Annotated in this window: 20 protein-coding genes and 2 CRISPR repeat arrays (1 of these 22 running past the window's edge); of the genes, 5 read left to right on the forward strand and 15 right to left on the reverse strand. The window is 69.1% G+C overall.

Translation table 11 applies throughout. The features are described 5' to 3' along the window. Positions 1–181: 181 nt before the first annotated feature. From fxlM to OG897_RS32050, 10 genes are all read right to left on the reverse strand, one after another. Positions 182–1,375 (reverse strand): methyltransferase, FxLD system, encoded by a 1,194-nt coding sequence (fxlM, locus tag OG897_RS32005; protein ID WP_266662285.1) that lies wholly within the window; start codon positions 1,373–1,375, stop codon positions 182–184. Between the two features lie 14 nt (positions 1,376–1,389). Continuing rightward, positions 1,390–2,526 (reverse strand): lanthionine synthetase C family protein, encoded by a 1,137-nt coding sequence (locus OG897_RS32010; RefSeq protein WP_266662287.1) that lies wholly within the window; start codon positions 2,524–2,526, stop codon positions 1,390–1,392. Next, on the reverse strand, positions 2,523–5,534 hold the full coding sequence (locus OG897_RS32015) for a lantibiotic dehydratase (protein ID WP_266662289.1): 3,012 nt from the start codon (positions 5,532–5,534) through the stop codon (positions 2,523–2,525). The genes OG897_RS32010 and OG897_RS32015 overlap by 4 nt, the downstream gene beginning before the upstream one ends. A 76-nt stretch (positions 5,535–5,610) precedes the next feature. Then, complete coding sequence (gene fxlA, locus OG897_RS32020; RefSeq protein ID WP_266662291.1) at positions 5,611–5,793, reverse strand: FxLD family lanthipeptide; 183 nt, start codon at positions 5,791–5,793, stop codon at positions 5,611–5,613. Between the two features lie 234 nt (positions 5,794–6,027). Continuing rightward, entirely contained in the window at positions 6,028–6,261 is a 234-nt protein-coding gene (locus tag OG897_RS32025; RefSeq protein WP_266662293.1) for a hypothetical protein, read from the reverse strand. Beyond that, positions 6,258–6,557 carry a hypothetical protein gene (locus OG897_RS32030; protein WP_266662295.1) on the reverse strand — a complete coding sequence of 100 codons (300 nt, stop codon included), beginning with the start codon at positions 6,555–6,557 and terminating at the stop codon, positions 6,258–6,260. The genes OG897_RS32025 and OG897_RS32030 overlap by 4 nt, the downstream gene beginning before the upstream one ends. Beyond that, entirely contained in the window at positions 6,554–6,988 is a 435-nt protein-coding gene (locus OG897_RS32035; protein WP_266662297.1) for a DUF6082 family protein, read from the reverse strand. Before OG897_RS32035 ends, OG897_RS32030 begins: the two co-directional genes overlap by 4 nt. After that, positions 6,985–7,569, reverse strand: a complete 585-nt coding sequence (locus tag OG897_RS32040) for a hypothetical protein (protein ID WP_266662299.1) — start codon at positions 7,567–7,569, stop codon at positions 6,985–6,987. Before OG897_RS32040 ends, OG897_RS32035 begins: the two co-directional genes overlap by 4 nt. Then, positions 7,562–8,035, reverse strand: a complete 474-nt coding sequence (locus OG897_RS32045) for a hypothetical protein (RefSeq protein WP_266662301.1) — start codon at positions 8,033–8,035, stop codon at positions 7,562–7,564. Before OG897_RS32045 ends, OG897_RS32040 begins: the two co-directional genes overlap by 8 nt. 381 nt (positions 8,036–8,416) lie before the next feature. Next, complete coding sequence (locus OG897_RS32050) at positions 8,417–8,872, reverse strand: ATP-binding protein (RefSeq protein WP_266662303.1); 456 nt, start codon at positions 8,870–8,872, stop codon at positions 8,417–8,419. A gap of 286 nt (positions 8,873–9,158) precedes the next feature. Between OG897_RS32050 and OG897_RS32055 the strand changes: the two genes are divergently transcribed. Beyond that, positions 9,159–10,004 (forward strand): helix-turn-helix transcriptional regulator, encoded by an 846-nt coding sequence (locus OG897_RS32055; RefSeq protein WP_266662305.1) that lies wholly within the window; start codon positions 9,159–9,161, stop codon positions 10,002–10,004. Beyond that, positions 10,001–10,228 carry a DUF397 domain-containing protein gene (locus OG897_RS32060; RefSeq protein ID WP_266662307.1) on the forward strand — a complete coding sequence of 76 codons (228 nt, stop codon included), beginning with the start codon at positions 10,001–10,003 and terminating at the stop codon, positions 10,226–10,228. Before OG897_RS32055 ends, OG897_RS32060 begins: the two co-directional genes overlap by 4 nt. Positions 10,229–10,334: 106 nt before the next feature. Here OG897_RS32060 and OG897_RS32065 read toward each other — a convergent pair whose 3' ends face one another. Both OG897_RS32065 and OG897_RS32070 read right to left on the reverse strand, forming a co-directional pair. Then, complete coding sequence (locus OG897_RS32065; protein WP_266662309.1) at positions 10,335–11,009, reverse strand: tyrosine-type recombinase/integrase; 675 nt, start codon at positions 11,007–11,009, stop codon at positions 10,335–10,337. Positions 11,010–11,151: 142 nt separating this feature from the next. Then, entirely contained in the window at positions 11,152–11,451 is a 300-nt protein-coding gene (locus OG897_RS32070; RefSeq protein ID WP_266662311.1) for an ATP-binding protein, read from the reverse strand. Between the two features lie 255 nt (positions 11,452–11,706). On the opposite strand from OG897_RS32070, the gene OG897_RS32075 reads away from it, so the two are divergent. Both OG897_RS32075 and OG897_RS32080 read left to right on the forward strand, forming a co-directional pair. Then, the gene (locus OG897_RS32075) at positions 11,707–11,913 is read left to right on the forward strand and encodes a DUF397 domain-containing protein (protein ID WP_266662313.1); all 207 of its coding nucleotides are present in this window, start codon (positions 11,707–11,709) and stop codon (positions 11,911–11,913) included. Positions 11,914–12,029: 116 nt separating this feature from the next. Further along, positions 12,030–13,763 carry an IS1634 family transposase gene (locus tag OG897_RS32080; RefSeq protein WP_266662186.1) on the forward strand — a complete coding sequence of 578 codons (1,734 nt, stop codon included), beginning with the start codon at positions 12,030–12,032 and terminating at the stop codon, positions 13,761–13,763. 328 nt (positions 13,764–14,091) lie between these two features. Here OG897_RS32080 and OG897_RS32085 read toward each other — a convergent pair whose 3' ends face one another. The 3 genes from OG897_RS32085 to OG897_RS32095 form a co-directional block, all read right to left on the reverse strand. Further along, positions 14,092–14,475 carry a toxin Doc gene (locus OG897_RS32085; protein ID WP_266662315.1) on the reverse strand — a complete coding sequence of 128 codons (384 nt, stop codon included), beginning with the start codon at positions 14,473–14,475 and terminating at the stop codon, positions 14,092–14,094. A gap of 3 nt (positions 14,476–14,478) precedes the next feature. Beyond that, complete coding sequence (locus tag OG897_RS32090; protein WP_266662317.1) at positions 14,479–14,718, reverse strand: antitoxin MazE7; 240 nt, start codon at positions 14,716–14,718, stop codon at positions 14,479–14,481. A gap of 551 nt (positions 14,719–15,269) precedes the next feature. Beyond that, positions 15,270–15,815 carry a uridine kinase gene (locus OG897_RS32095; protein ID WP_266662319.1) on the reverse strand — a complete coding sequence of 182 codons (546 nt, stop codon included), beginning with the start codon at positions 15,813–15,815 and terminating at the stop codon, positions 15,270–15,272. Positions 15,816–16,542: 727 nt separating this feature from the next. Beyond that, positions 16,543–18,762: direct repeats of the CRISPR family, unit length 23 nt; unit sequence ACCCCCGCGCGGGCGGGGACGAC. Between the two features lie 178 nt (positions 18,763–18,940). Between OG897_RS32095 and cas3 the strand changes: the two genes are divergently transcribed. After that, entirely contained in the window at positions 18,941–21,814 is a 2,874-nt protein-coding gene (cas3, locus tag OG897_RS32100; RefSeq protein WP_266662321.1) for a CRISPR-associated helicase Cas3', read from the forward strand. 4 nt (positions 21,815–21,818) lie between these two features. Further along, positions 21,819–22,743: a CRISPR direct-repeat array (repeat unit 26 nt; unit sequence GAACAACCCCCGCGCGGGCGGGGACG) (it continues 205 nt past the right edge of the window).

Raw genomic sequence — 22,743 nt, forward strand, 5'->3', positions numbered from 1 at the left:
CCTTCACCGGCACCAACGTCAACGACCGCGATCTGTTACACCGATGGCGGTTGGCCGTGTTCTGAGGGGAGGTCACCAGAGCGGAAGGACGCGCGACCTCGACGTAGTTCATGTCGAGGAGTGTCCGGGCTTCGCCCTACCGGAGCGGGGCGAGTCCGAAGCGCTCGTGGTGGCGGGTTGTTCAGTAGGCCAAGACGATCCGGTTGGCCGCCTTGATGATGACGTGTCCCTCGGGAAGGTCGGGGGCGGGTGTGGCTGCCGGGTGGACGGTCAGTTTCGGAACTGCGGTGCGGTTCTTGCTCCAGGCGTCGATGTGGCTGGAGAAGGCCTGGGCGAGGACGGAACCGTTGGTCCCGTACCCGGCGGCGCCGAGGCGAACTTCGTCGGGCCGCTTCTTGTCGCGCGTCAGGATCAGGTAGGCGAGCGAGTCACCTTCGACGAGGGCGGGGCTGCGTACCGGTGTCGCGGGGCGCCGCACGCCGGCGTCGAGTGCGTCCTTGGTGACTTCGATGCGGCAGACCCGGTTGTCGGTGGCGGTGATGTGCAGCCAGAGCTTGTCGTAGGAGTCGTTCTTGCCCAGCCAGGTGTAGGACCACTGCTCTTCCTGGGGGGCGGTGAGTACCGCGTGCAGGGCTTGGGCGTCGACGTCCTGGTCCTGGTCGTGGTGGAGGCGCACCGTGTCGTCGGCGAGCGAGACCATATCTTCTCCGGCTTGACCGACGAGGGGGACGAAGCCGCAGAGTTCCATGGCGGTGCTGGTGAGGGTGTTGCCGGTGCGGGTGAGGGCGACGGCTTGGGTCTGGCCGCGCCAGCGCAGCGGCATGACGAGACGGCCGCCGTCAGCGAGCTGTTCCCACCAGGTGGGGGGAACGTCCCAGACGCCGACGGTGGCTTCCATGGCCTGGTAGGGGGCGTTCTCGGGGGCGCCTTGGAGGCCGTCGCGCTCCATGACGTGGACCTGCGGGTACCCGGCCTTGTCGAGGGCGGTGCGGGCGTAGAGGGCGACGTCGGAATCGACGTCGATGGTGGTGACCGACCCGGTGGGCCCGGCGAGGGTGGAGAGCAGAGCGGCGTTGTAGCCGGTGCCCGCCCCGATCTCCAGGATGTTGTCGCCTTCTTGGACGTCGAGGTAGGCGAGCATCATCGCGACGATGCCGGGCCCGGACGCGCAGGAGAGCGCGAGGGTGCCACCGTCGGGGTTGTCCTTGATGATCACGGCCTTGTTGGCGTACGCCTCTTCGGGCGTGACCCCGGGCAGGAAGGCGTCCCGGCGGACGGTGCGCATGGCCTCTTCCACGCGGGCGGGAAGGGGGCGCTTCTTGAGGAGCTGGTCCACGAGGGTGTTGCGCAGGGCGAGGTATTCGGTGGTGCTCATGGCGCTCGCTTTCGTCAGGTGAGCAGGAGACAGGTCTGCCACCCGGGATCAACCGGGTCACAGACGTCGAGGGTGCGTTGGGCCAGCTGAATTCCGTCGTCCCCGGTCAGAAGGCCGGGAGTTGGCGGTGAGGCCCGTTCGCGGGCGCCGAAGGCGAAGGACTCCTTCAGCTCGGCCAGGCGGGCTTTGGGGTGATCGGCGGCGTCGGCGGCGATGCGGTCGGCTGTCAGCAGGAGTCCGGCCCAGCCGTGGCAGACAGTGAGGTCGGTGAGGCGGTCGATCTGACGGTCGTCGTTCAGGCAGGCCCAGAACGTGGTCTCGGCGAGCTGCTGGTGATCGGGGCTGCGGACGGCCAGCGCGGCGAGTTGGAGGGCGCGGGCGATCCCTGGGGTGCCGTAGCACCAGGACGGCCGGCCCGGAACGGTGGCGGAGGGTTTGCCCGCTCGCCATTCGGCGAGGGTGAGCGTCTCCGGCCACCCCGGGGCGTCGCTGTCGGGCGGGGCCACCCGCCACCCCGCGAGTAGGTGGCAGGCGTATTGGAGGGCCTCCTTCTGGCCCGGGACGGTGTGCCCGGCGCGCGCGGCGAGGGCCAGGAGCGCCACGGGCCCGGCCACTCCGTGGGCGAGGCCGAGGTTGGCACGCCCCTCGCTTTCCCGGCTGTCGGGCGGGTTCGCCGACCACCAGCCCGGCAGGGGGCGGCCTGCTACGGTCACCGGCACTTCCAGGAGCCGCACCAGGTAGCGGAGCACGTCGTGCAGGGTCTCGGGGTCTTGCTGCCGGTGGAGGAAGTAGGCACCGTATCCACTCAGCCCGCTGATGAGGTCGTACTCCCATGTACGGGGCGGCGTGCTGCCCTCGTCGATGCGCCGGTGCGCGGCGGCCAGTCGTTCTTTCGCGAGGACGGCGATCTGAGGGTCGGCTTTGCGGACCGCGGCCTCGAAGATGCTGTCGGCGCAGGTGCTCAAGGCGTACGCCACGGCGGGTAGGTCCTGGTAGAGGGAGGCGTCTGCGGTACTGACCGGAGTGTGGGCGAGTGCTTTCGCGGTCGCGCGGAGCTGCGCCCTGTCGTTGGGGGTGCGGGCGGTGATTCCGTGAAGGAGCATGGTCCCGGCGAGTCCGCGCCCCAGATCGTGGGGGTGGGGGTGTGTCATGGGGTGTCCGTCTGGTGTTGGAGGGTGCGGGCGGTCTGGCGGGCGGCGTAGCGGCATGCGGCTTCGCTGTCCCGGTCGAGGCCGATGAGGCGGTTGTGGTGCATGTGCAGGAGTGATTCCAGGACCCGCGGGACGTGCCCCTCGCGCAGGTGGGTCCGGTAGGCGAGAAGCGCGGTCCGGCGGGCTTCGATGGCCTCGGCGAGCGGGCCGCTGCTGGTGAGGAGTTCGCGGGCCCGGGTGCGGGCGTGCTTCACCGCTTCCCGGGTGACCAGCGGGACCCCGGGAAGCGGGGCGGGGGTGGCGGCCATCCACCGGGTGCCCTCGTCGGAGCCCAGCAGCCCGTGCGCGAGATCGAGCATGCCGAGCGCGCACAGCACCCGGCGGGAGCTGTCCGGCAGATGCGTCAGGGCCAGCCGCACCGCGTGGCTGTCGGCCGTGAACACGGCCTCGGCGGCGGCCATCGCCTTCCCGGTGCCGTAGCGGCCCTGCTCGGGGCGGTAGGCGTTGAACAGCAGTCCAGCGGCGAGCTTGTCGCCTTGCAGGCCCTTCGCCCACGCGGACAGGGCGGCCAGGACCGGCTTGCCGTCCGGCCCGGGGGCGGCGATGCGGAGCCGCAGGTGGTGCTCGTCCTGGGCGGAGGAGCGGTAGCGGACGAACCACCACGCCGGATCGCCGAGTTCGGCCAACAGGAGCGGAAGCCGCGCGGTGAGGATCTGGTTCATGACCGTGGGGTGCGTGGTGAGCTGCGCCTGCACCCAGGGCTGGGCGGGTTCGCCGGGTACGGGCAGGTCCCGGTTTGTGACGACCGGGGCGTGTGTGAGGTCGGGGTGCGGCAGCGGGGGGCGGGTCGAGGAGAGCGGCATGACGATCTCGTGTGCGTGGCCGATCCATCCGGAGCCGCCGAGTTCCGACTCAAGGTCTTCGGTTAGATCGACGCTCTCGTGGCGCAGCAGGTGGGTATGGAGGAGCCGCTGGTGCAGGGGGGTGCCCAGGTCCAGACGGAGAGTGCGGTCGTCCTGGCGCAGGTGCACCACCGGGGGGCACGACCAGGTCTTCGCCCACGCGCCCAGGGCCTGCGCCCAGTCGTGGGTGAAGCGCCCGGCGGGCAGGGCGGAGGCCGGCAGCCGCCACCGGGCGGGGGAGAGGATCGCCCTGCGGTAGCGGACGCGCGGCAGGCAGGGCAGGTTGGCGGCCACCGGCCCCCAGTCGAATTGGGTCCACGTCGTCGCCGGGGCCCGGGCGACGCGAGCGAGGAACCGGGCGAGCGGCGGCGCCTGCTTCTCCAGGGCCAGCGAGTGCAGGACGACCGGTTCCACGATCTGCCGCCGGGAGAGGCTGACCAGGAGCAGGGTGGTGCCGGTGGACATCACCGCAAGGTCGTCCAGGGGGATCACCGAGGCATGCGGCTCCCGGTGTTCGTCCACGGAGATCACGTGCCTCAGGTAGGCCGGAATCCGGGCGACGTTCTGGGCGTGCGGATAGACCGGGGTGAAGCTGAGCTGGGCGGGCAGCGCGCCCTGCACCAGCGTCGGCAGCGCCGCGTAGAGGTCGGGCAGTCCGCTGTCGGGCAGCAGGTCGGCGAAGCGGCCGGTGAAACAGCCTCCGCTCCAGGCGGGGTGCACGGAGAGCGTGAAGTCCCCGCGGTCCACGGCCGTCGTGTCCGGCGCGTACAGGCGCATGCCGAGCTCGGTGTGGGGAGTCGGCGCGTTGTCGTCGGCGTCCGTGGCCAGTACCCGCACGTCCTCGTCGGTGAGGACGACCTCGGTGGTCCTGCTGACGGCGGCTTCCAGGGCCTTCGCGGCGAGGAGTTCGTCGCGCGCCAGGATGCGCGAAGACGGTTCCGGCAGTACGGACCCGGGGTAACTTGCCGGGAGCCCTGCGCCGGCCGCGAGGTCGATCGCGTCCTGGACCGGGACCAGGGTGCCCGCCCCGTACCGCTCCCAGAACGCGTGCTGGTAGGCGGCCCATTCGGGGCGCATCTGCCGGGTGCGGGTCAGGCGCAGCAGGATGTCGGCGGCGCGCGTTGCTTCGTCGAGTACGACGGCGGGGATCTGCACGGTGGCGTCCAGGACCAGGCCGGTGTTCAGCTTGGTCCGGGAGGCTCCGCTCACGGCGGTCATCCGCTCTACGATGACTTCCCGCAGGGCGTCGGCTGCGGTGGTGTCGGGTGTGTGCGCGTGCATGTCGAGGAGTTGGTGCACCCCCTGGAGGGCTCCCAGTATCCCGGCGGTCTCCGCCGCCAGCCGGGACGTGTGGGGTTCGAGGACGTCCAGGAGGCGGCCGAGCGGGTCGGCTGCGGTCATCGGTGCCGACAGGTTGCTGAGCAAGAACCCGTTCTCCAGGGCTCCGGTAACGATGCGGGTGATCTGCTGAGGGGTTCCGCCCAGGTCAGCGAGCCGGGCGGCGACTTCCGCGTACGGCACCGGGGCGATCGTCATGTCGAACACCGCGGCGAGCGGCCGGGTCAGGCGCAGCCGCGCCTGTTGCCCGCCGACCAGGGTGCGGCGCACTTCGGTGCCGTGCCGCACGGCCAGGTTGCTGGCCTGGAGGGTGAGGTGGGGCAGGGCGTCGGGGCGGGTGTGGAGATCGCGGCGGACCGCATCCAGCCACAGGGCATCGGCGGCCACCACCACCCGGCGCTCGGGACGGATCTGGCCCATCGCCGGACCTTCGTGGGCGCGTGCCACCCCGGCGAACAGGCCGAAGGGAGTGGGGCGTCCGGTGTAGCGCAGCAGATAGCGGGCCGTGGACGCGGTGACCCTCCGCGTCTGCTTGTCTGCGGTGTTCTGCCCGCTCAGCACCGCCTCCACGGCGGCGGTGAACGGGGGAGAGGCGGCCCGGACCGCCGTGGCGAAGGCGGGGTCCGCCCATACCGACGCCAGCCACGCCCGGCACTCCTCCATGTCGTCCATGGAAGGCCACCGGATGGTGTCCGGGGCGGGAAGGGGGCGTGCGGCAGCACGCAGCAGCAGGACGTCACCGCGGCGCAGCAGAGCAGGGGGCTTCACGTGACCTGGTCTCCGTTCCCGAGGAGGTTGGTGCGGGGCCGGGAAGTGTTCTCCCGGCCCCGCACCTGCGAGTGGACTAGTCGCTCGCGCAGGACGAGTCACAGGTCGACTCGCAGGTGTCGTTCGTGTCGCAGTTCGCGACGGCCGGACGCGGGGCGTCCGTGATGGTGATGTCGAGCTCCCAGTCGTCCGGGCCGATCCCCGTGGTGTCCGGGGCCGTGACCGTCTGCTGGGAGGTGGGAGCGACGCTCGTACTCATGTCGTGCCTTTCGCTCGGAACCAAACTCGCCTGCGGTGCAGGGGAGTTGCGGGGTACAGGACCCCTGCACCGGTCTGCTCCAGAGGGCGGAGCAGACCGGCACGGAAGTACCGCGCCGATACGGGTACGGCCTCGGAACCGCTAGTAGTGGGTGACCGCATACTGCACGCGCCGGAGCTTCGCGCCCAGATCGCGGCAGTAGTACCGGACAGTGACCGGGCTGCCCGCATCAGGTCAGCCAGCCGCGGCCATCTTCCGGCTGGCCGCTATCGCCCGTTGGACCCGTGCAGGATGGGGCAGCGGAACACGACCGGCGTCCACCTGGCTGAGCAACGAATGGGCAGCGGTGACCAGTTCGGCGGCCAGCGCCACGTCATCTTCGGGGGCTGGCGGTAGTCCGACCTCGTTCATGGCCCGGTTGATCCGGACCGTGATCCACAGGTCATCGACGGTGGTCTCGGTCCTCATCCGTCCTCCGCCTGCACCTGGCCCGGCAACGCGGACAGCTCTTCCAGGAAGCCGACGTGCTCGCTGAGGAGCCGAAAGTGCACGAGCCGCACCAGGGGGCTCTGAGCGGTACGTATGCACACAGGGAGACGGTGGCGTTTGACGAGGATGGTGTCGTACCGGGAGCGGAGCGCGGCCGGAACGGCTTTCGGGTCGATGCGCTTCAGGAGTGCTTCGTGGGCGCTCTCCAACTGCCGCGCCCGGTCCAGAACGTGGGACGGTGGGACGTCGTCCAGGAGGTCGGAACCCGCGCTCACGCCGCTTGCCCCAGCTCCCGGGCTGCCGTCACCTCGTCGAATACCTCTTGGACCTTGCGGAAGTAGTGCCGCTTCGGGGCCTGCGCCCAGGATGTGCGGGCCCACTCCCAGTACCCACGCCCCGGTGCGTCGTCGAGGAAGCGGTCGATCTGGATGCGCAGGTGCTCCCGGGTGAGGACACCCGCATCGAACTGAGCTGCCCAGAAGGAGACCCAGGCGTTGCAGGCAACCAGAGTCTTGCTCTCTTCTTCCGACTTGTCTTCCAGCAGCTTGCTGCCGTACCCGGGGTAGGCGCGCAGGAGCGTGAGGTGGTGGCGGGCGGAGGTCTGGGTGCGGGCGCGCTGGCGGTCGCGGGCGGAGAGGGCGGTGTGGGCGGCGCCGACCGCAATGGCGGCCGTCAGCAAGAGGTGGGTGGTACGCGTGCGGTTCATGATGTGCTCCTTGTTGGAAGGTGGGTGGCGGACAGGATGGACGTCAGTTGACGTTGCGGAGCAGGGGGGAGCCGCAGGGGGTGAGTGCGGGTGCCGGGGGCGTGCGCGGACGAAGCGGCGGCGAAGCGTTCGATCTGCCGCTGGGCGCCGGCATGGTTCTGCTGCAAGTCGAGCTCGAAGGCCAGCACCCGGACCTTCCGGGCCAGTTCCTGCACGGTGCCCAGTGCCTGTACTTCCCGGTCCTTGCCGGTGGCGCCGCGGACCCTACAGTCGAGGTCGTCGACGAGTTCGCGGCCCCTCGCCAGCGCGATCCGGTAGTTCTCCAGCCCGGTGCGACCTCCCATCAGGCGGGTGGTGATCCGGGTCTCGTCGGTGGCTTTGACGACGCTCTGGTAGAAGCCGCGCAGGTCGCTGGCGGCCGTCAGGAGGCGTTGCCAGTCGGGTGGCATCGTCCAGCCGATGATGGCGGCGCACTCGGCCTTCACGTGGACGGCGTACGTGTGTGGGGCAGGCGGGTCGGGCGGGGGCGATCCCGGGAAGGAGTTCACCGCGCCGTCTAAGACGGGCTGAAGGTCAGGCATGGAGGTACCAGTTCTGTGAGTGTTCCTGCGGTACGGCTGGCGGCGGCTCGATCTCGCCGATGACCTCGGCCTCGATGAGGTGCTCCAGCAGTCCTTCAGCGGTCAGTGCCATCTGCCGTATGTACGTCTGCGCGCTCTCGATATCGGCCGGGAGGTCGCTGCTTTGCAACTCTCCGGCGCGGGCTATAAGCCCTGCTAGCGGCTCCTCGATCCAGCAGCGGCTTGCGAGGCGAGCGAGGTGTTCCAGGCCGGCGCGCAGCAGGACGTCGAGCGCGGGCAGCGTGTACTCGGGCGACTCCTGGCTGTCGAGCACGTCGCCGACCGCATCCAGGACTCTGCTCAGCACCCTCTCCGGAGAGAGTGTGATCAGGAAGCGGGCCAGAGTCGCGGCGTCGACCGGGGGCTTCCACTGGGGGACCGGAGTGGGCCGCCGACGGCGACCGAGGGGCCTTGTGGCCAGGCGCATCAGGTTCTCCCTTCAGCGCGGATCGGAGGTCTGCCGTGTTGCGAGGGTGCTGTCCCGCCGCGTCTCCTTTCGTTCCCCAGGGCGGGACAGCAGGGGCCGTCGTCGTCCCTGGGCACCACCCCAGGTGCGGCGGCCTGCTTCCCGGCGGCTGCGGTCCGAGACGCGCAGCGGCCGGGGGATCGTGAGGGCCGCTGCCACTGCGGCCTGCTTGCTCGGGCGGCTCCGGCGCCCGCCAGGGCTCAGCCTCTTGAACCTCGTCGTCCTGCGGGTCAGCGGGCGATATCGAGGACTGGGCTCGGAGCAGGAGCCACCCCATGAGGGCGAGAAGGACGGCGCCGATCGTGAAACGCGGCCAGTCAAGTTCCTCCCATATAGCGGCGCTCATGCGGCGTCGCCGGAGGCGTTGAGAACCGCCCAGACGCGATTCCGCGCGATCGTGGCGAAGTCGGCGTACTCGCTCACGAGGAACAGGCCCCGGCCGCTCTCGGCGTCGGTGCCCAGTGGGTCAGCGGCTTCCGGCACGGTCACGGGGGACCCGCTGTCGACCGCGAGGAACACCCCGTCGTCGTGCACGAGGTAACCGAAGTCGACGGTGTCACCGGAACCGTGCTGGAACCCGTTGGTGACCAACTCGGAGACGACCAGCTTGGCCCGGTACACCACACCCTCCGGGTAGTCCGCGTGCCGCAGTTTGGCGGCCACGATCTGTCGTATCCGGCCGGGCCAGGGCCGAACGTCTCCCGTGCGGGGCAGCTTGTAGACCTCGTAGGGTGCCTGCCCCGTCGCGCAGCTCCGCTCGGAGGCGGATGCTGTGTGGTCTACGGGGTGGGGTGCCATGTCTCGTCCTCTGCGCTGAGATGGAACGGTGGGCTGCTTCCTCAACTACCTTGATGCACGCGGTAGTTAACGTTCAAGCGAACGGACCAAAGTTCGTTAATTGGCAAGTGCCAAATAACGACAGGGGGGTGTGATGCGCGGACAGGGCGTGCCAGAATCCGGGCTGGGGCCTCGTTTTGCCGAGCAGGGGTCGCGATTCTCCGGACAGGACCCCCGGTTTTCCGGGCAGAGCACTGAAGTGAGGCGACGGATGGCAAAACGGCGGGGACCCACGACGATGCGCGTCATGCTCGGCAAGGAGTTGCGGGCGCTGCGTGAGAGGAAAGGCAGGGACCTCGACGGCGGGCTCTCGATCGACGCGGCGGCCAAGGCGCTGGGCTTCTCAAGGGCGAAGTTGAGCCGGATTGAGTCCGGCGAGATCCCGCTGCCGAAGCTCGGTGACCTCAAGGCCCTGCTGGAGATGTACGAGGTCACGGGCCGGGACGATCAGGAGGAGCTGCTTCAGATGCAGCGAGATTCCCTGAAGTCCGAGCCGATCACGTCCTACCGGAACTACCTGCCGTCCGGGATGCCCCGCTACCTCGGCCTGGAACGTGACTCTGCCGCGATCCGGGGCTACGAGAACTACAACGTGCATGGCCTGCTCCAGACCGAAGAGTACGCATGGGCACAGATGCTCTCCGCCAAGGTCATCGAGGAACGAACGACCGATCAGGTCCAGAGCAGCGTGCGCGCGCGGATGGAGCGCAAGGAGCTGCTCGACGGTGAGCGCCAGGTCCACATCATCATGACGGAGAACGTTCTCCGAACGCTGATCGGTACCCCCGAAGTGATGCGTGGTCAGTTCGCCGAGATCAAGCGTCTCTGTACCGAAAAGAACGTGGAGGTGCAGGTCATTCCCGAAGATCTGCCCAACATGTACCGGGGCGCGTACAACTTCACCATCCTGGAGTTCCATGAGGTGTTGGACCCTGTCGTGCAGAGCGACAGCCACAAGGCAACCACCATGTGGGACACAGCATCCGATGTGGGGTTCTACGAGCGCTCATTCAATGCCATGGCCAAGGCGGCACCAGGGCCGTCCTATACGGCCCAGATCCTGGACGATCTAGAAGAGAAACTATGGAAATGAACCAGAACAAGCCTCTGACCTTGAACGACATCACTTCCACGATGCACACGTGGAAATCTTCCTACAGCGGCCAAGACGGTGGGAACTGCCTGGTCGTCGGCGCTGAGGCCGCCTCGCTGCACGTCGGCGACAGCAAGGCGCCGACTCGCCGGGTTATCACGGTGACGCCGTCGACCTGGACGAACTTCGTGACGTCGGTGAACAGCGACGACTTCGGTCGGTAGCAAGTACCGGTGGGCCTCCCCAGGGGATTTGGGGAGGCCCACTTTGCATTCCCGCCTCTACCCTGCCCGACGGCACTGACAGCCGCCAGGGTGCCGCGCTCGTCCGCTATGCCGGGTCGGGGGTGTTCGTGGGGATGACGCTGAAGACGTCGTGCTGGGCGGCCTTGGCGGGGCGGAGGTAGACGCGTTCGGGGATGGTGGAGTCCTCTTTCCACCGGCCTGCTACGGCGATCTGCTTTGCGGTGGCGTTGTGTTCGGCGAGATCCGTGGCAGCGCCAGCGCGGAAGCCCTGTGAGGACACCGGGCAGCCGTCGGTGGCCAGTTCGGCCTTGGCGAACCAGTGCTTGAGGCGCTCGCGAACGACCTTGGGGCGCAGGTAGTCCCCGCGCTCGGTGTCGACGGTGGCGCGGAAGCCGATGGCGGGCTGGCCGTTCTTCAGCAGGTGGCGGAAGAGCGAGCCTTCCGTGATGCCGTGGACGGCGAGATGGGCGAGCCAGCGGCGTATACGGGGCACCAGGGCAGGGCCGGGGCGGTCCATGAGGACCAGAGTCTGGTCTTCGTTCTGGTCGGTCTTGTCCTTGTCCAGCGACACCGTGATGCGGTCGACGCCGATCGCCAGGTCCTCGATGTCAAGGTTGACGTCTTCGTTGCTGCGGGCCAGGAACCGGTAGAAGAAGACGAACAGGGCGCTGTCGCGGACGCCGATCGCGCGGCCGTCCCGCTCGGCGGTTTCGGCCAGTGGCAGGACGTAGGGCAGGGTGAGCGGGAAGGCTCGTTTCACGCGGGACGCTCCCTTGTCCGTCTTGCGGTAGCGGGTGAGCAGCGTGAGGTACAGGCTGTTGTCGGGGCGTTGGCCGGGGGCATGGCGGCGCGGATTGTCGACATGTACGTGCGGATCGTACTGATCTTGAGCTTGCGGCGGATCAGGTGGGCGCCCCCATGGTCAGCTCGGTCGCCCGCACCTGTGGCTCCTGGTCGCCCGCGCCGCTCTCAACGGCGATGAACACCGAGTCATCACCGTGGTCCATCTGCATCGACACATCGCCGGTCCCGTGCACGAGCGCGTTGGTGACGAGCTCGGTGACGACGAGTGCCACCGCGTCCCGCAGTTCGGGCGGTACATCGCACTGTGACTGGGCCAGTACCGCGTCAGTAGTACGCCGTATCTCGCCGACCCGCACTCTGTCGTCCGGGCCGCCGGACCGGGCAATGGACACATCCATGAGCGCACCTCGGGGAGCAGCGGGTACGGGGGCTCCAGAAGAGCCGTTCTGCGGGGCATCGGGAGAGTTATCGCCCAGTCCTCTGCGGTCGGGGCAGGTGCCAGCGGGCACCTGAGTGTGGGGAGCCGTGTCCATGTCGGACAGGGCGACCGAGGTACACGAAGTTCACCAACTGGTTCGACGCGATGACCCCGTCAGCCGAAGCCCCCGAAGACACACCCAAGATCATGCAAGAACTAACCAAAGGTCTATCTGATGACTGACGTCTCTCATAACGAGCGCCTTGCCGACCACTTCCCGAACGGGGGGTGGCGCAAGTCGTCGTACTCCGACCCCACCGGCAACAACTGTGTAGAGGTCCTTACAGAGCCGAAGGCCGTCCAGGTCCGGGACTCGAAAGACACCACGATTCCGGCCTGCGTTCCGCGCAATTCGGCCTGGCTGGAGGTCCTGGCGGTCTGAACGTGCAGGTCGACGGCCTGAGGGCTGGTGGAACGGTGAGATTCGTCTAGAGACGCGGTTTCGTCAATTCGCCTGCGGTGACCTGGAGTTGCTCCATAGGGTCTGGAGTCGTGTACGTGAAGACGACGAAGCGGGAGAACAAGTCGGGCACGGTCCGGTACCTGCATCTGGCCCACAACGAGTGGGATCCAGTGAAGGGGCGGGCCGTCCCGAGGGTCCTGTACTCCTTCGGCCGCGATGACGACCTGGACCGCGACGCGATCAAACGGCTGGTCGCGTCTCTATCGCGACTGCTGGAGCCGGGAGAGGCGCTGGCCTCGACGGCGGCGGGCGACCTGGAGTACGTCTCCTCGGTCGCCTTCGGCGGCGCCTACGTTCTCGATCAACTGTGGCGGCGACTGCGGATCGACCAGATCGTGGGCCGGGTCGGGCAGCCCAAGCGCGGCCGGCGCCGGGACATGACGGCGACCGAGCGGGTGCTGTTCGGGCTGGTCGCGAACCGGGCCCTGGCCCCGTCCTCGAAACTGGCCGCCGCCGAGTGGCTCAGCCACGACGTGCACGTCGACGGGCTGGACACGGTCGATGACGACGCCTGCTACCGGGCGATGGACTGGCTCCACGAGGTCGCAGGAGACCTGGAGAAGCAGGTCTTCGACGAGGTCGCCAACCTCCTCAACCTGGAGGTCGACCTGCTCTTCTTCGACACCACCAGCACCTACTTCGAGGTCGAGGACGCCGATACGCCCGTCGCCCGCGACGAACGCGGCATGCCCGCCGCCACCGAGGACGCACCGGCCGGTGCCAGCGGTGAACAGGACTGCCAGGTGCCCGGTCCGGTGGGCTTTCGGACCTGGGGCAAGTCGAAGGACTCCCGCGACGACCTGCCGCAGATCGTGATCGGGATGGCCGTCACCCGCGACGGCATCCCGGTCAGGGTCTGGTCATGGCCGGGCAACACAGGTGACCAGAGGCTGATCCGGCAGGTCAAGGACGACATGCGGGACTGGACCCTCTCCAAGATCGTGTGGGTTACCGACCGTGGCTTCTCGTCCGAGCGCAACCGTCGCTACCTCCGCCAGGGCGCCGACGCCTACATCATCGGCGAGAAGCTCCGCTCGGGAAGCGACGAGGCCCAGGCCGCCCTGTCCCGGCAGGGCCGCTATGCCGAGATCACCAGGAACATGCGGGTCAAGGAGGTCCGCGTCTCCGATGCCGAACGCTTCGTGATCTGCCACAACCCCGAAGCCGCCCTCCGCGACGAACACGTCCGAGAACAGCTCGTCGCCCAGCTCAGCGAGCTGATCGAGGACACTGACAAGCTGAGCGAGTTCAAGCGCGGAGAGCTCCGCGGGAAGATCGCCGGCAAGCCGGGCCTGAACCGCTACCTGCGCACCACCCCTACCGGCAAGCTCCGCCTCGACACCGCCCGCGTCAAGACCGAGGCCAACCTCGACGGCAAGTACCTCCTGCGCTGCAGCGACCCGCACCTGTCCGCCGAGGACATCGCACTCGGCTACAAGCAGCTCCTCGAAGTCGAGCGCGGCTGGCGGGACATGAAGCAGATCATCGACCTCAGACCGGTCTACCACCGCCGCGAGGAAAGGATCCGTGCACACGTCCTGCTCTGCTGGCTGGCCCTGCTGCTGATCCGGATCACCGAAACCACCACGGGCACTACCTGGACCACTGCCCGCCGCGAACTCGACCGCCTCCATCTGGGCACCTTCACCGGGCCCACCGGACAGTTCAAGCAGGTCACCGCCCTCACCAAGCCCCAGCGTGACCTGCTGGCCAAGCTCGACGTCCCCGTCCCGAAGCAGATCATCGACCTGAAGCCCACACCCCGCTGACCAGCCAGAACACCAGCGCCTAGAGAAACGCTCTCCAGGCGCCTTCACCCATGTCCGCCCAGGTCACACCCCGGATTCGCGTCTCCAGCCGAACGAATTACGCGGAACCCAGGTCCGGGTTTCCACGCGTCGACGGCAGCCTGGACAACGTTTGTGAACAGCCTCGCGTAGCAAGCAACGAAGGCGGCTCCTCCCAGTAGATGTGGGAGGAGCCGCCTTCGTGTTGGCCCGACTTTGCCCGACGGCACTGACAGCCGCCAGAGCGCGCAGGCGCAGGGCGTCGAAGCATCTGCGCCAGGCTGGCACCGGTCTCGGTGCGGTTCCGCTCTTACGGCGTCCGCCACGATCGGAGACGCTCAGCGATCCCGTACGAGTCGGTCCGGCGGGCGCGGACGTCGATGATCAGGTCCCGCCAGAGCTCGTACTTGGTGTCGACGCGTTCGCCGGAGAGTTCCAGGTACGCGACGGCGAGCCCATACCCGAAGAGCTCGTTCCGCGACGGCAGCGGCCGGAGCAACACGCACTCTTCCAGGAATACGGCGGCCCGCCAGAAGGCGTCAGGGTGGTGGTAGTCGTAGCGGGGCGGGTCGACCTTGTGCCGGGCCGCCATGCCGACGAAGACGCTGAAGTCGGCAACGCTCAGATCCTCGTCGAGCAGTTCCTCCTGCCGCTCCAGGATCCACCGGTAGTCGATGTAGTACTCGGCAGGCACAGGTCAGGCCGCCCGGGGCGTGTGTGCTGACGGGGCGGGGCCGCCGAACTCGTCGTCGAAGGCGCGCACCGTGTCGGAGTCGCGGGTCACTCGGCGGAAGGCCGCGGCGCCGACGGCCAGGGCTTGCTCGCGCTTCTTCTCCGCGGCGACATCGGCGAGGTAGTCCGGAAGGGACAGGCCCGCCGACGTCGCGAGGTCTTCGAGCGTCTGCTTGATCGCTTCGGGGATTTCGAGGTCGGCCATGCCCCGAGTATGACGCGCGGGAACCCTCCGCAACCACCTCTTGCGGGAAAGTGTCCTGACCTGCGCTTTTATCAATCGCCAGGTGGTGCTGGGCGGTGCCCGAAGCGGAGTACGGCAGGCACCCTGGCCCACCCCTCCCACTCGCCCGCCGCGTCTGCACCCTCTGCACGGCCTACCAGCGCCAACAGTACTGACGCCGATCGCCGACTCCCTCCCGAGATGACGGTACATACCCATGCCCGACTCGCGCCGCCCTGAGAAGGGGCACCACCACCCTGCCCCAGCAGTTCCCCCTTGAGCTGCTGGGGGGGGCGGGGGTGAATGTGCCCGTGCGGTTCCATTTACCAGCAGACAGCCCGGGACCGGATGCGGCTCCGGGCGGCCAACCTCCGAAAGACCGTCGACGTCGGCCTCTTCGAGGCATGCACCCGCCCCCCGGGGTCCCGGTGATAGAACTGCCCGCCGGACTGACGACCGAGGAACGGATCACGTGGGTCACCCGCACCGTGCACGAACGGGGCCTCATCGTCTGACCCGCCCCGCCTACCGGCCTATCGGTCCATGACCTTCAGGACCGACTCGACCTGGTCCCGGACCGGCAGCGTGCCGTCCACGACCAGGTCAGCCTGCTGTCGGGTGGGCGCGATGTGAAGGTCGTAGGCGCGGACGGTGTTGGCGTACCCGAGCAGACCGGGCAGAGGGTCCTTGCCCTCCTGAATCTTGCGTACCGTCTTGCGCACTACCCGCAGGTCCGCCGGAGCGTCGACGAACACCGACCAGGACGCCCGAGCGGCCAGAGCGGGCAGAGCGAGAGCGAAGATACCCTCCACGATCACCAACGGCACACTGGCCTGAGCGCCGAGCGCCGCGTCGATCCGGGCAAGATCAAGGGCCCGCGGGTCGCTGAAGTCGACCACTCGCCCCGGCTGCCCGTCCAGCCGCGCCACGCTCGGCGCCCGCGCCGGGTCCTGGTGGTAGAAGAGATCGAGATGGACCAGACCCGCATCCCGTGACTCCTGTGCCACAGCACGGGCCAGGGTGGTCTTCCCGGATCCGGCCCCGCCGCCGATGAGCAGAAGACAAGGCTGGTTGGACACGCGCGGATGCCTCACTGTGAGCCGGTCTCAGAGGCGCGAGTGTAGTGAACATGGTCGTCGCGGACGACGAGATCGGCGAGGCCCTCGAACGAATCCCGATGTCGTTTGACCGGGAACAACCTCCGCGCGGACTGGGACGACGTCTCTATGTCGCATCGTCGGGTACGGCGAAAGGAACAACCCCCGCGCGGGCGGGGACAACCCCACGATCGTGTGCCGCAGGACGCGGGTGCCGGAACAACCCCCGCGGACGGGGACGAGGTGCCGGTCAGGTCGTTCATGGCGCACCGCTGAGAACGGCCCCCGCGAGGGCGGGGACGACCCACCAGCCGAGCCGACGAGGACGCGTGCCCAGGAACTACCCCCGTGAAGGCGGGGACGACGACTTGTTGGAACGGGTGTACTGCGACCCGTACGAACGACCCCCGCGCGGGCGGGGGCGACGTCTTGCCCATCGACAAGCTGAAGCCGATGAAGGAACAACCCCCGCGCGTGCGGGGACGACAGCCTGGCGAGGTTGATGGCGTTGCCGGTCCTGGAACAACCCCTGCGCGGGCGGGGACGACATGATCGCGGGGGCCAACGTCGACTTGCCGTTCGAACGAGCCCCGGGCGGACGGGGACGACTTGGCTGGATGGCTCATGGTCCAGACCCGGCAAGAACCACCCCGGCGCGGGGCAAGGACGACACGACGCGCAGACCCTCGGGGGTGCGGGTGACCGAACGACCTCCGCTCGGGAGGGGACGACCCGAGCGCCGACTGCGTGAGCGCCTCGACGTCCGAACAACTCCCGCGCGGGCGGGGACGACGGGTTCGCCGCGTCCTACTCCACCCTGGAGTCGGAACAACCCCCGTGCGGGCGGGGACGACAACCCGGCGAGGTAGCGGCTGTCGTCGAAGTACGAACAACCCCCGCGCGGGCGGGGACGACCGGTTGGGTGAGCGGGGTGAGCACATCGCGGACGAACAACCCCCGCGCGGGCGGGGACGACTCGACGAGGCGCAGCTCCATCTGATCTGGCCAGGAACAACCCCGCGGGGGCGGGGACGACTGGACCCTGGACGCCTTCCAGCTCCCCAGCATGGAGCAACCCCCGCGCGGGCGGGGACGACATCCTGGCCACCCTGCCGGGGCTGATCACCCCTGGACAACCCCCACGCGGGCGGGGACGACATCCCGGACGGGCCGGTCGTACCGCGCGGCGACGAACGATCCCCGCGCGGGCGGGGACGACACCAGCGACGCGGCAACGTCCCTCGTTATCGAGGAACAACCCCCGCGCGGGCGGGGACGACCGGGGGCGCCACGAAAGGAGGTCCCGCCCCACAGAACAACCCCCGCGCGGGCGGGGACGACCACGTCGTCACGCGCGCCGGAGCAGCGTTCGGGGAACAACCCCCGCGCGGGCAGGGACGACCGGCCCTCCCTCGGGTCGCTGGCGTTCAGGATGGAACAACCTCCGCGCGGGCGGGGACGACGTGCGCGGAGGGCGGCGGGCTCGGTGCGTGTCCGAAATACCCCCGCGCGGGCGGGGACGACAGGGAAAACCGTCATCGTGTTACGGGTCTGGTCGAACAACCCCCGCGCTGGCGGGGAGGACACGCTCGCATCAGCGATGCCATGGAGCTGAGCAACGAACAACCCCCGCGTGGGCGGGGACGACGGGCAGGCCCGCACCCTCCTCGTCGGCGAGGACGAACAACCCCCGCGCGGGCGGGGACGACCTGTCTGGGATCAAGGTTGCGGGCATGCCCGGCGAACAACCCCCGCGTGGGCGGGGACGAACCGGTAGGTGCTCAGCAACTCCCGTGCCTTCTCGAACAACCCCCGCGCGGGCAGGGGCGACTCCGCGATGGGGCGCCAATACACGTAGTCGAAGGAACAACCCCCGCGCGGGCGGGGACGACCCGTGGGGAGCAACCGGGACGTACCGGACGTCCGAACAACCCCCGCGCGGGCGGGGACGACGTTCCGGCCTCGCCCCGGTCGGGGGCGTCGATCGAACAACCCCCGCGCGGGCGGGGACGACGTTCCTAGCACCGACCGGGCGGTGGCTCCGGTGGAACAACCCCCGCGCGGGCGGGGACGACCTTCTCGGCCTCACCCGCCTGGAGTTGGGTCGCGAACAACCCCCGCGCGGGCGGGGACGACCAGACAGCCGACCGGTGCTCGTCATCGCGGAGGGAACAACCCCCGCGCGGGCGGGGACGACGGTGGAGGGCCATTTCTGCCCCCTCTCGGGTGGGAACAACCCCCGCGCGGGCGGGGACGACGTTCGCGGCCAGTTCCATGCGGCCGTGCGTGTCGAACAACCCCCGCGCGGGCGGGGACGACGCCGTCGCCCTGCGCACCCTGCGCGCCCCCCGCGAACAACCCCCGCGCGGGCGGGGACGACGTCACCCCCAGTCAACAGCCGCAGCAAGGCGGCGAACAACCCCCGCGCGGGCGGGGACGACACCCGGGTACGGCACCGCGACGGCAGAACCGTCGAACAACCCCCGCGCGGGCGGGGACGACGAGTCCGGACTCGATGGGCTGACGGGCGGGGACGAACAACCCCCGCGCGGGCGGGGACGACACCCGGAACTTCTGCGGCAGACCGCCGGTCACGGAACAACCCCCGCGCGGGCGGGGACGACGCCTTCACCGTGCCCTTGCCGGTGCCCTTGGGGGAACAACCCCCGCGCGGGCGGGGACGACGTCCTGGGCGGTCTCGTCATCGCGGGAATCGGAGAACAACCCCCGCGCGGGCGGGGACGACCGGCCCTGACCTGCCCGGACCCCGTTTCGCCTGGAACAACCCCCGCGCGGGCGGGGACGACAGGCCCGGAGGGTCGCGGGCAGCGCTGGCCGAAGAACAACCCCCGCGCGGGCGGGGACGACTCCCAGACCTCACGCGAGAGTCGCTTCTGCGCAGAACAACCCCCGCGCGGGCGGGGACGACACTTCTTCACCTGCGGTGATGCATGCGAAGTCTGTTCATTTCCTTTAGGTGCTTCAAGGGGGAGCCGAGGGCTTTCCTGATCAGTCTTTGGTTCCTTCGGGGTGCTGTCAGTGGGCCAGGCTAGTTTCAACAGAGCAGGTTGGCCACGGTGTTGGTCCAAGGGGGGCGAGGCGGGAAGGTGCACGAAACGCAGGATGCAAAGGCGCTTGATGATGTGATCCGGGAGTTGGGGCTGGGCGCCGAGACGGCTGCTTGGCTGGGTGTGTTGTGGGGGAAGTCGGCCCAGCGAGGTGGCGGCGCGTCGCATCTGCTGCTCGGTCATTTGCTGGACACGGCGGCGGTCGCCGAGTGCATGTGGCGGACTTTTGTGGCTCCGTGGATGCGGTGGCGGCTGGATGAGGTGACGGGGGGCCGGGGGCGGCTCTTCTTCATGTGGGTGTGCGGGATTCATGACTGCGGCAAGGCGACCCCGGCTTTTCAGTCTCTCGATGCTGAGGGCGCCGCGCGGGTACGCGCAGCAGGTCTCGTGTGGGGTCCTGGCGCTTCCATGAAGCCTGTGTGGAGGCACGATAAAGCTGGCGGGGTGCTGCTCAGCCGGGTACTGGGGCAGGAGTGGGGGCCGGAGCAGTCCCGGTGGGTATGGCCGCTTGTTGCCGGGCACCATGGCGTGTTTCCGGGCGCCGGCATCTTGCAGCGCGGAGCAGCTGGTGGTGAGCCGCAAGGGCGCGGCGAGAAGTGGCAGAGGGTTCAGCGGGCGCTCTTGGACGTCTTCACCAGGGCTGTGGGATTCGAGGACATCAAGTCGGTATGCCCAGTGGGTCCGCTGTCGAAGGCCGAGCAGCTCGCCTTGTCAGGAATGATCGTGATGGCCGACTGGGTGGCCAGTAACAGCGAGCATTTCGCGGGACAGGACAACCTCGCCGGCCTCTCCCTGGCGACAGCCCGGCTGCGCGCCACGACAGGCTGGGAGGCGCTGGGCTTGAGGGGCGGATGGGGTGAACTGCCGCTTCCTGTACCGGGCGAGGATCTGGTACGGGTGCGCTTCGGGGAGCCCGCCCGCCCTGCCCAGGTTCAACTGATGGAACTGGCAAGTGAGATGCCCGCCTCCGGGCTGCTGGTGGTCGAGGCGCCGATGGGGGAGGGCAAGACGAAGGGAGCGCTGGCGGCGGCGGAGATCCTGGCGGCGCGGTTCGGGCTGGACGGCGTTTTCGTCGCGATGCCGACCCAGGCCACCAGCGACCCGATGTACACGCAGGTCCTCGACTGGGTGGCGACGTTCGATCCGGAACTGGCCGACCAGGTGGCGTTGCTGCATGGCAAGCACATGTTCAACCCGCGCTGGCAGCAGGTATGGCAGACGCACGCCAGCGGCAACGACAGTCACGATGATCTGTACGGGGCCATTGACGAGGACGACGCATACGGTCTGGCCGATACCGGTTGTGCCCCGGAGCGCCGAGGACCGGCCCTGTGGTTTTTGGGGCGTAAGCGCGGGCTCCTCACCGGGTTCGGCGTCGGCACCGTCGATCATCTGCTGTACGCGGCTACCCGGACCCGGCACGTGATGCTGCGCTTCGCGGGGCTGGCGGGAAAGGTCGTGATCGTCGACGAGGTGCATGCCGCCGACGTGTACATGCGGCAGTTCTTGACCGAGGCGCTGCGCTGGCTGGGGCAGGCCCGCGTGCCGGTGGTCCTGCTGTCGGCCACCCTGCCACCCGCTCAGCGCCAGTTGCTGGTCGACGCCTATCTCGCCGGTGCATCCGGGGCCGACATTCATGTGCGTGTGCCGGAGCCTGTTGGCTACCCGTGTGTGACAGGAGCGTGGGTGGCGGAAGGCCAGCCCGTGGTGCACCGTCCGCGCGCGGCAGCGAAGAGCTGGCGGCCGTCGATCCCCGTGCAGCTCTCCTGGCTTGCAGATGTCTCCGACCGGGGGGAAGCAGTAGCCGAGCGCGTGCTTCAGGAAATCGCTGACGGGGGTGTCGTCCTGGTTATCCTCAACTCGGTGGACCGGGCGCAGGGGGTCTACGAACAGCTGACTCAGACCCTTGCGGCGGAAGTGCACCTTCTGCACGGCCGGTTGTGTGCGACGCACCGCGCGGACCGCACGGACCAGTGCTTGTCCCGACTCGGCCCCGGCGCGGGCCGCAGCCGCCCGAAGCGCATGGTGGTTGTCGCCACCCAGCTCGCGGAGCAGTCGTTCGACGTGGACGCGGATCTCCTGATCACCGATCTGGCCCCGACCGATCTGCTGCTCCAGCGCATCGGCCGCCTGCACCGCCATGACGGCACCCCGAGACCGGCCCGGATGCAAAGCCCACGGGTCATTGTCACGGGCATCGAGCAGGGCCCCGCAGAAGTGCCCCGGCTGCTCCGCACCTCCGAGTTCATTTACGGCGTGTACACCCTGCTGAGGGCCGCTGCCCTGGTGCGCGAGGCGGCGGGGGACATCGGCGCGCCGTCCGGTGAGCTGGCCGGTGAAGACTGGATGGTGCCGACTGACGTGCCCCGGTTGGTTGCCGCTGCGTACAGCGACGTGAACCTCTTCCCCGCACAGTGGCAGGCGACGGAAGACGAGGCACGGATCGCGTGGGAGCAGGAGCAGGCGAAACGCACAGCGGCAGCCCAGGAACTTCTTCTCACGGGACACCGCGACTGGGGGCGGCCGACTCTGGCGGGCCTGCACTACCAAGGTTCCGCCAGATTCGGAGATGAGGGGCAGATGGAGGCACTCGTCCGCGACGGAGAAGAGGCCGTCGAGGTGGTGATCGTCCGTAAAGTCCCGGGCGGCTATACCGCGCTGAACGGAACCCGCCTCGGCATTCACGGCGAGGCGTCGGAGGCCCCCGTGGTCGAAGCGGTGCTCGGAGGTACGACCCGGCTCCCGGGAAAGCTCACCCGCGCTGCCGAGGCTGACCTCGCGCCCCTTCCGGGGTGGTCGGCCCACCCGTGGTTGCGCTACACACCGGCCCTCGTGCTCGACGAGGGAAACACAACCCGGCTGGGGGGCTATGAGGTGGCGTACGACGACGACATGGGCCTGATCGTGAAGTGAAGCTGACACCCCCCCACGCGGGCGGGGACGACTTGCAGTCCTTGTCCTTGTACTCAACCTCAGGAGAACACCCCCCGCGCGAGCGGAGACGACGCCGTACGGCGCAGGGACCTCGCCCGCGCCATCGCACAACCCCCGCGCGGGCGGGGATGACGCCCTGCCGCACCTGCATGTAACTCCGGCAGCGGAACAACCCCCGCGCGTGCGGGGACGAAGCCTGTGGCGGGCACACACCATTGCCGATGACCGAACAACCTCGCGCGAGGGAGGACGACCGTCACCCACTCCTCCAGCGGCGGGGTGTCGAGGAACATCCTCCGCGCGGGCGGGGACGGCGCCACGTCATCGGCGTCCAGGAGGATGGGCAGCGAACAACCCCCGCGCGGGCGGGGACCGCCAGCAACCCAGGCAGTCCGTCGACACGTCGTCGGAACAACCCCCGCGCGGGCGGGGACGGCTTGCCGCGCGAGGCGAGCTGTGCGCGCTCGGAGGAACAACCCTCGCGCGGGCGGGGACGGCGTCGAGCTGGACGGATGGGTGAAGGGCGGCCGGGAACAACCCCCGCGCGGGCGGGGACGGCTCGGGGGGGGGGGGCAGAGGGTCCGCCGCCCCGAACGGGAACAACCCCCGCGCGGGCGGGGACGGCCTGGCCAACGTCGGCCAGCTCTACCGCGAAGGCGAACAACCCCCGCGCGGGCGGGGACGGCACCCGGAGGGGGGTTGCGGTCTCCACACTCGTAGAACAACCCCCGCGCGGGCGGGGACGGCGCAGCAGGTAGGACAGTGAATCCCTCTCCAGGGGAACAACCCCCGCGCGGGCGGGGACGTCTTCCTGGAGTCCGAGGAGCACAGCGCGACCTACGAACAACCCCCGCGCGGGCGGGGACGTCGAGCGCGAGCAGGCCCACCGGACCCTCACCCGGGAACAA

It is taken from the genome of Streptomyces sp. NBC_00237, from assembly GCF_026342435.1.
In the GTDB taxonomy this organism is placed as follows: domain Bacteria; phylum Actinomycetota; class Actinomycetes; order Streptomycetales; family Streptomycetaceae; genus Streptomyces.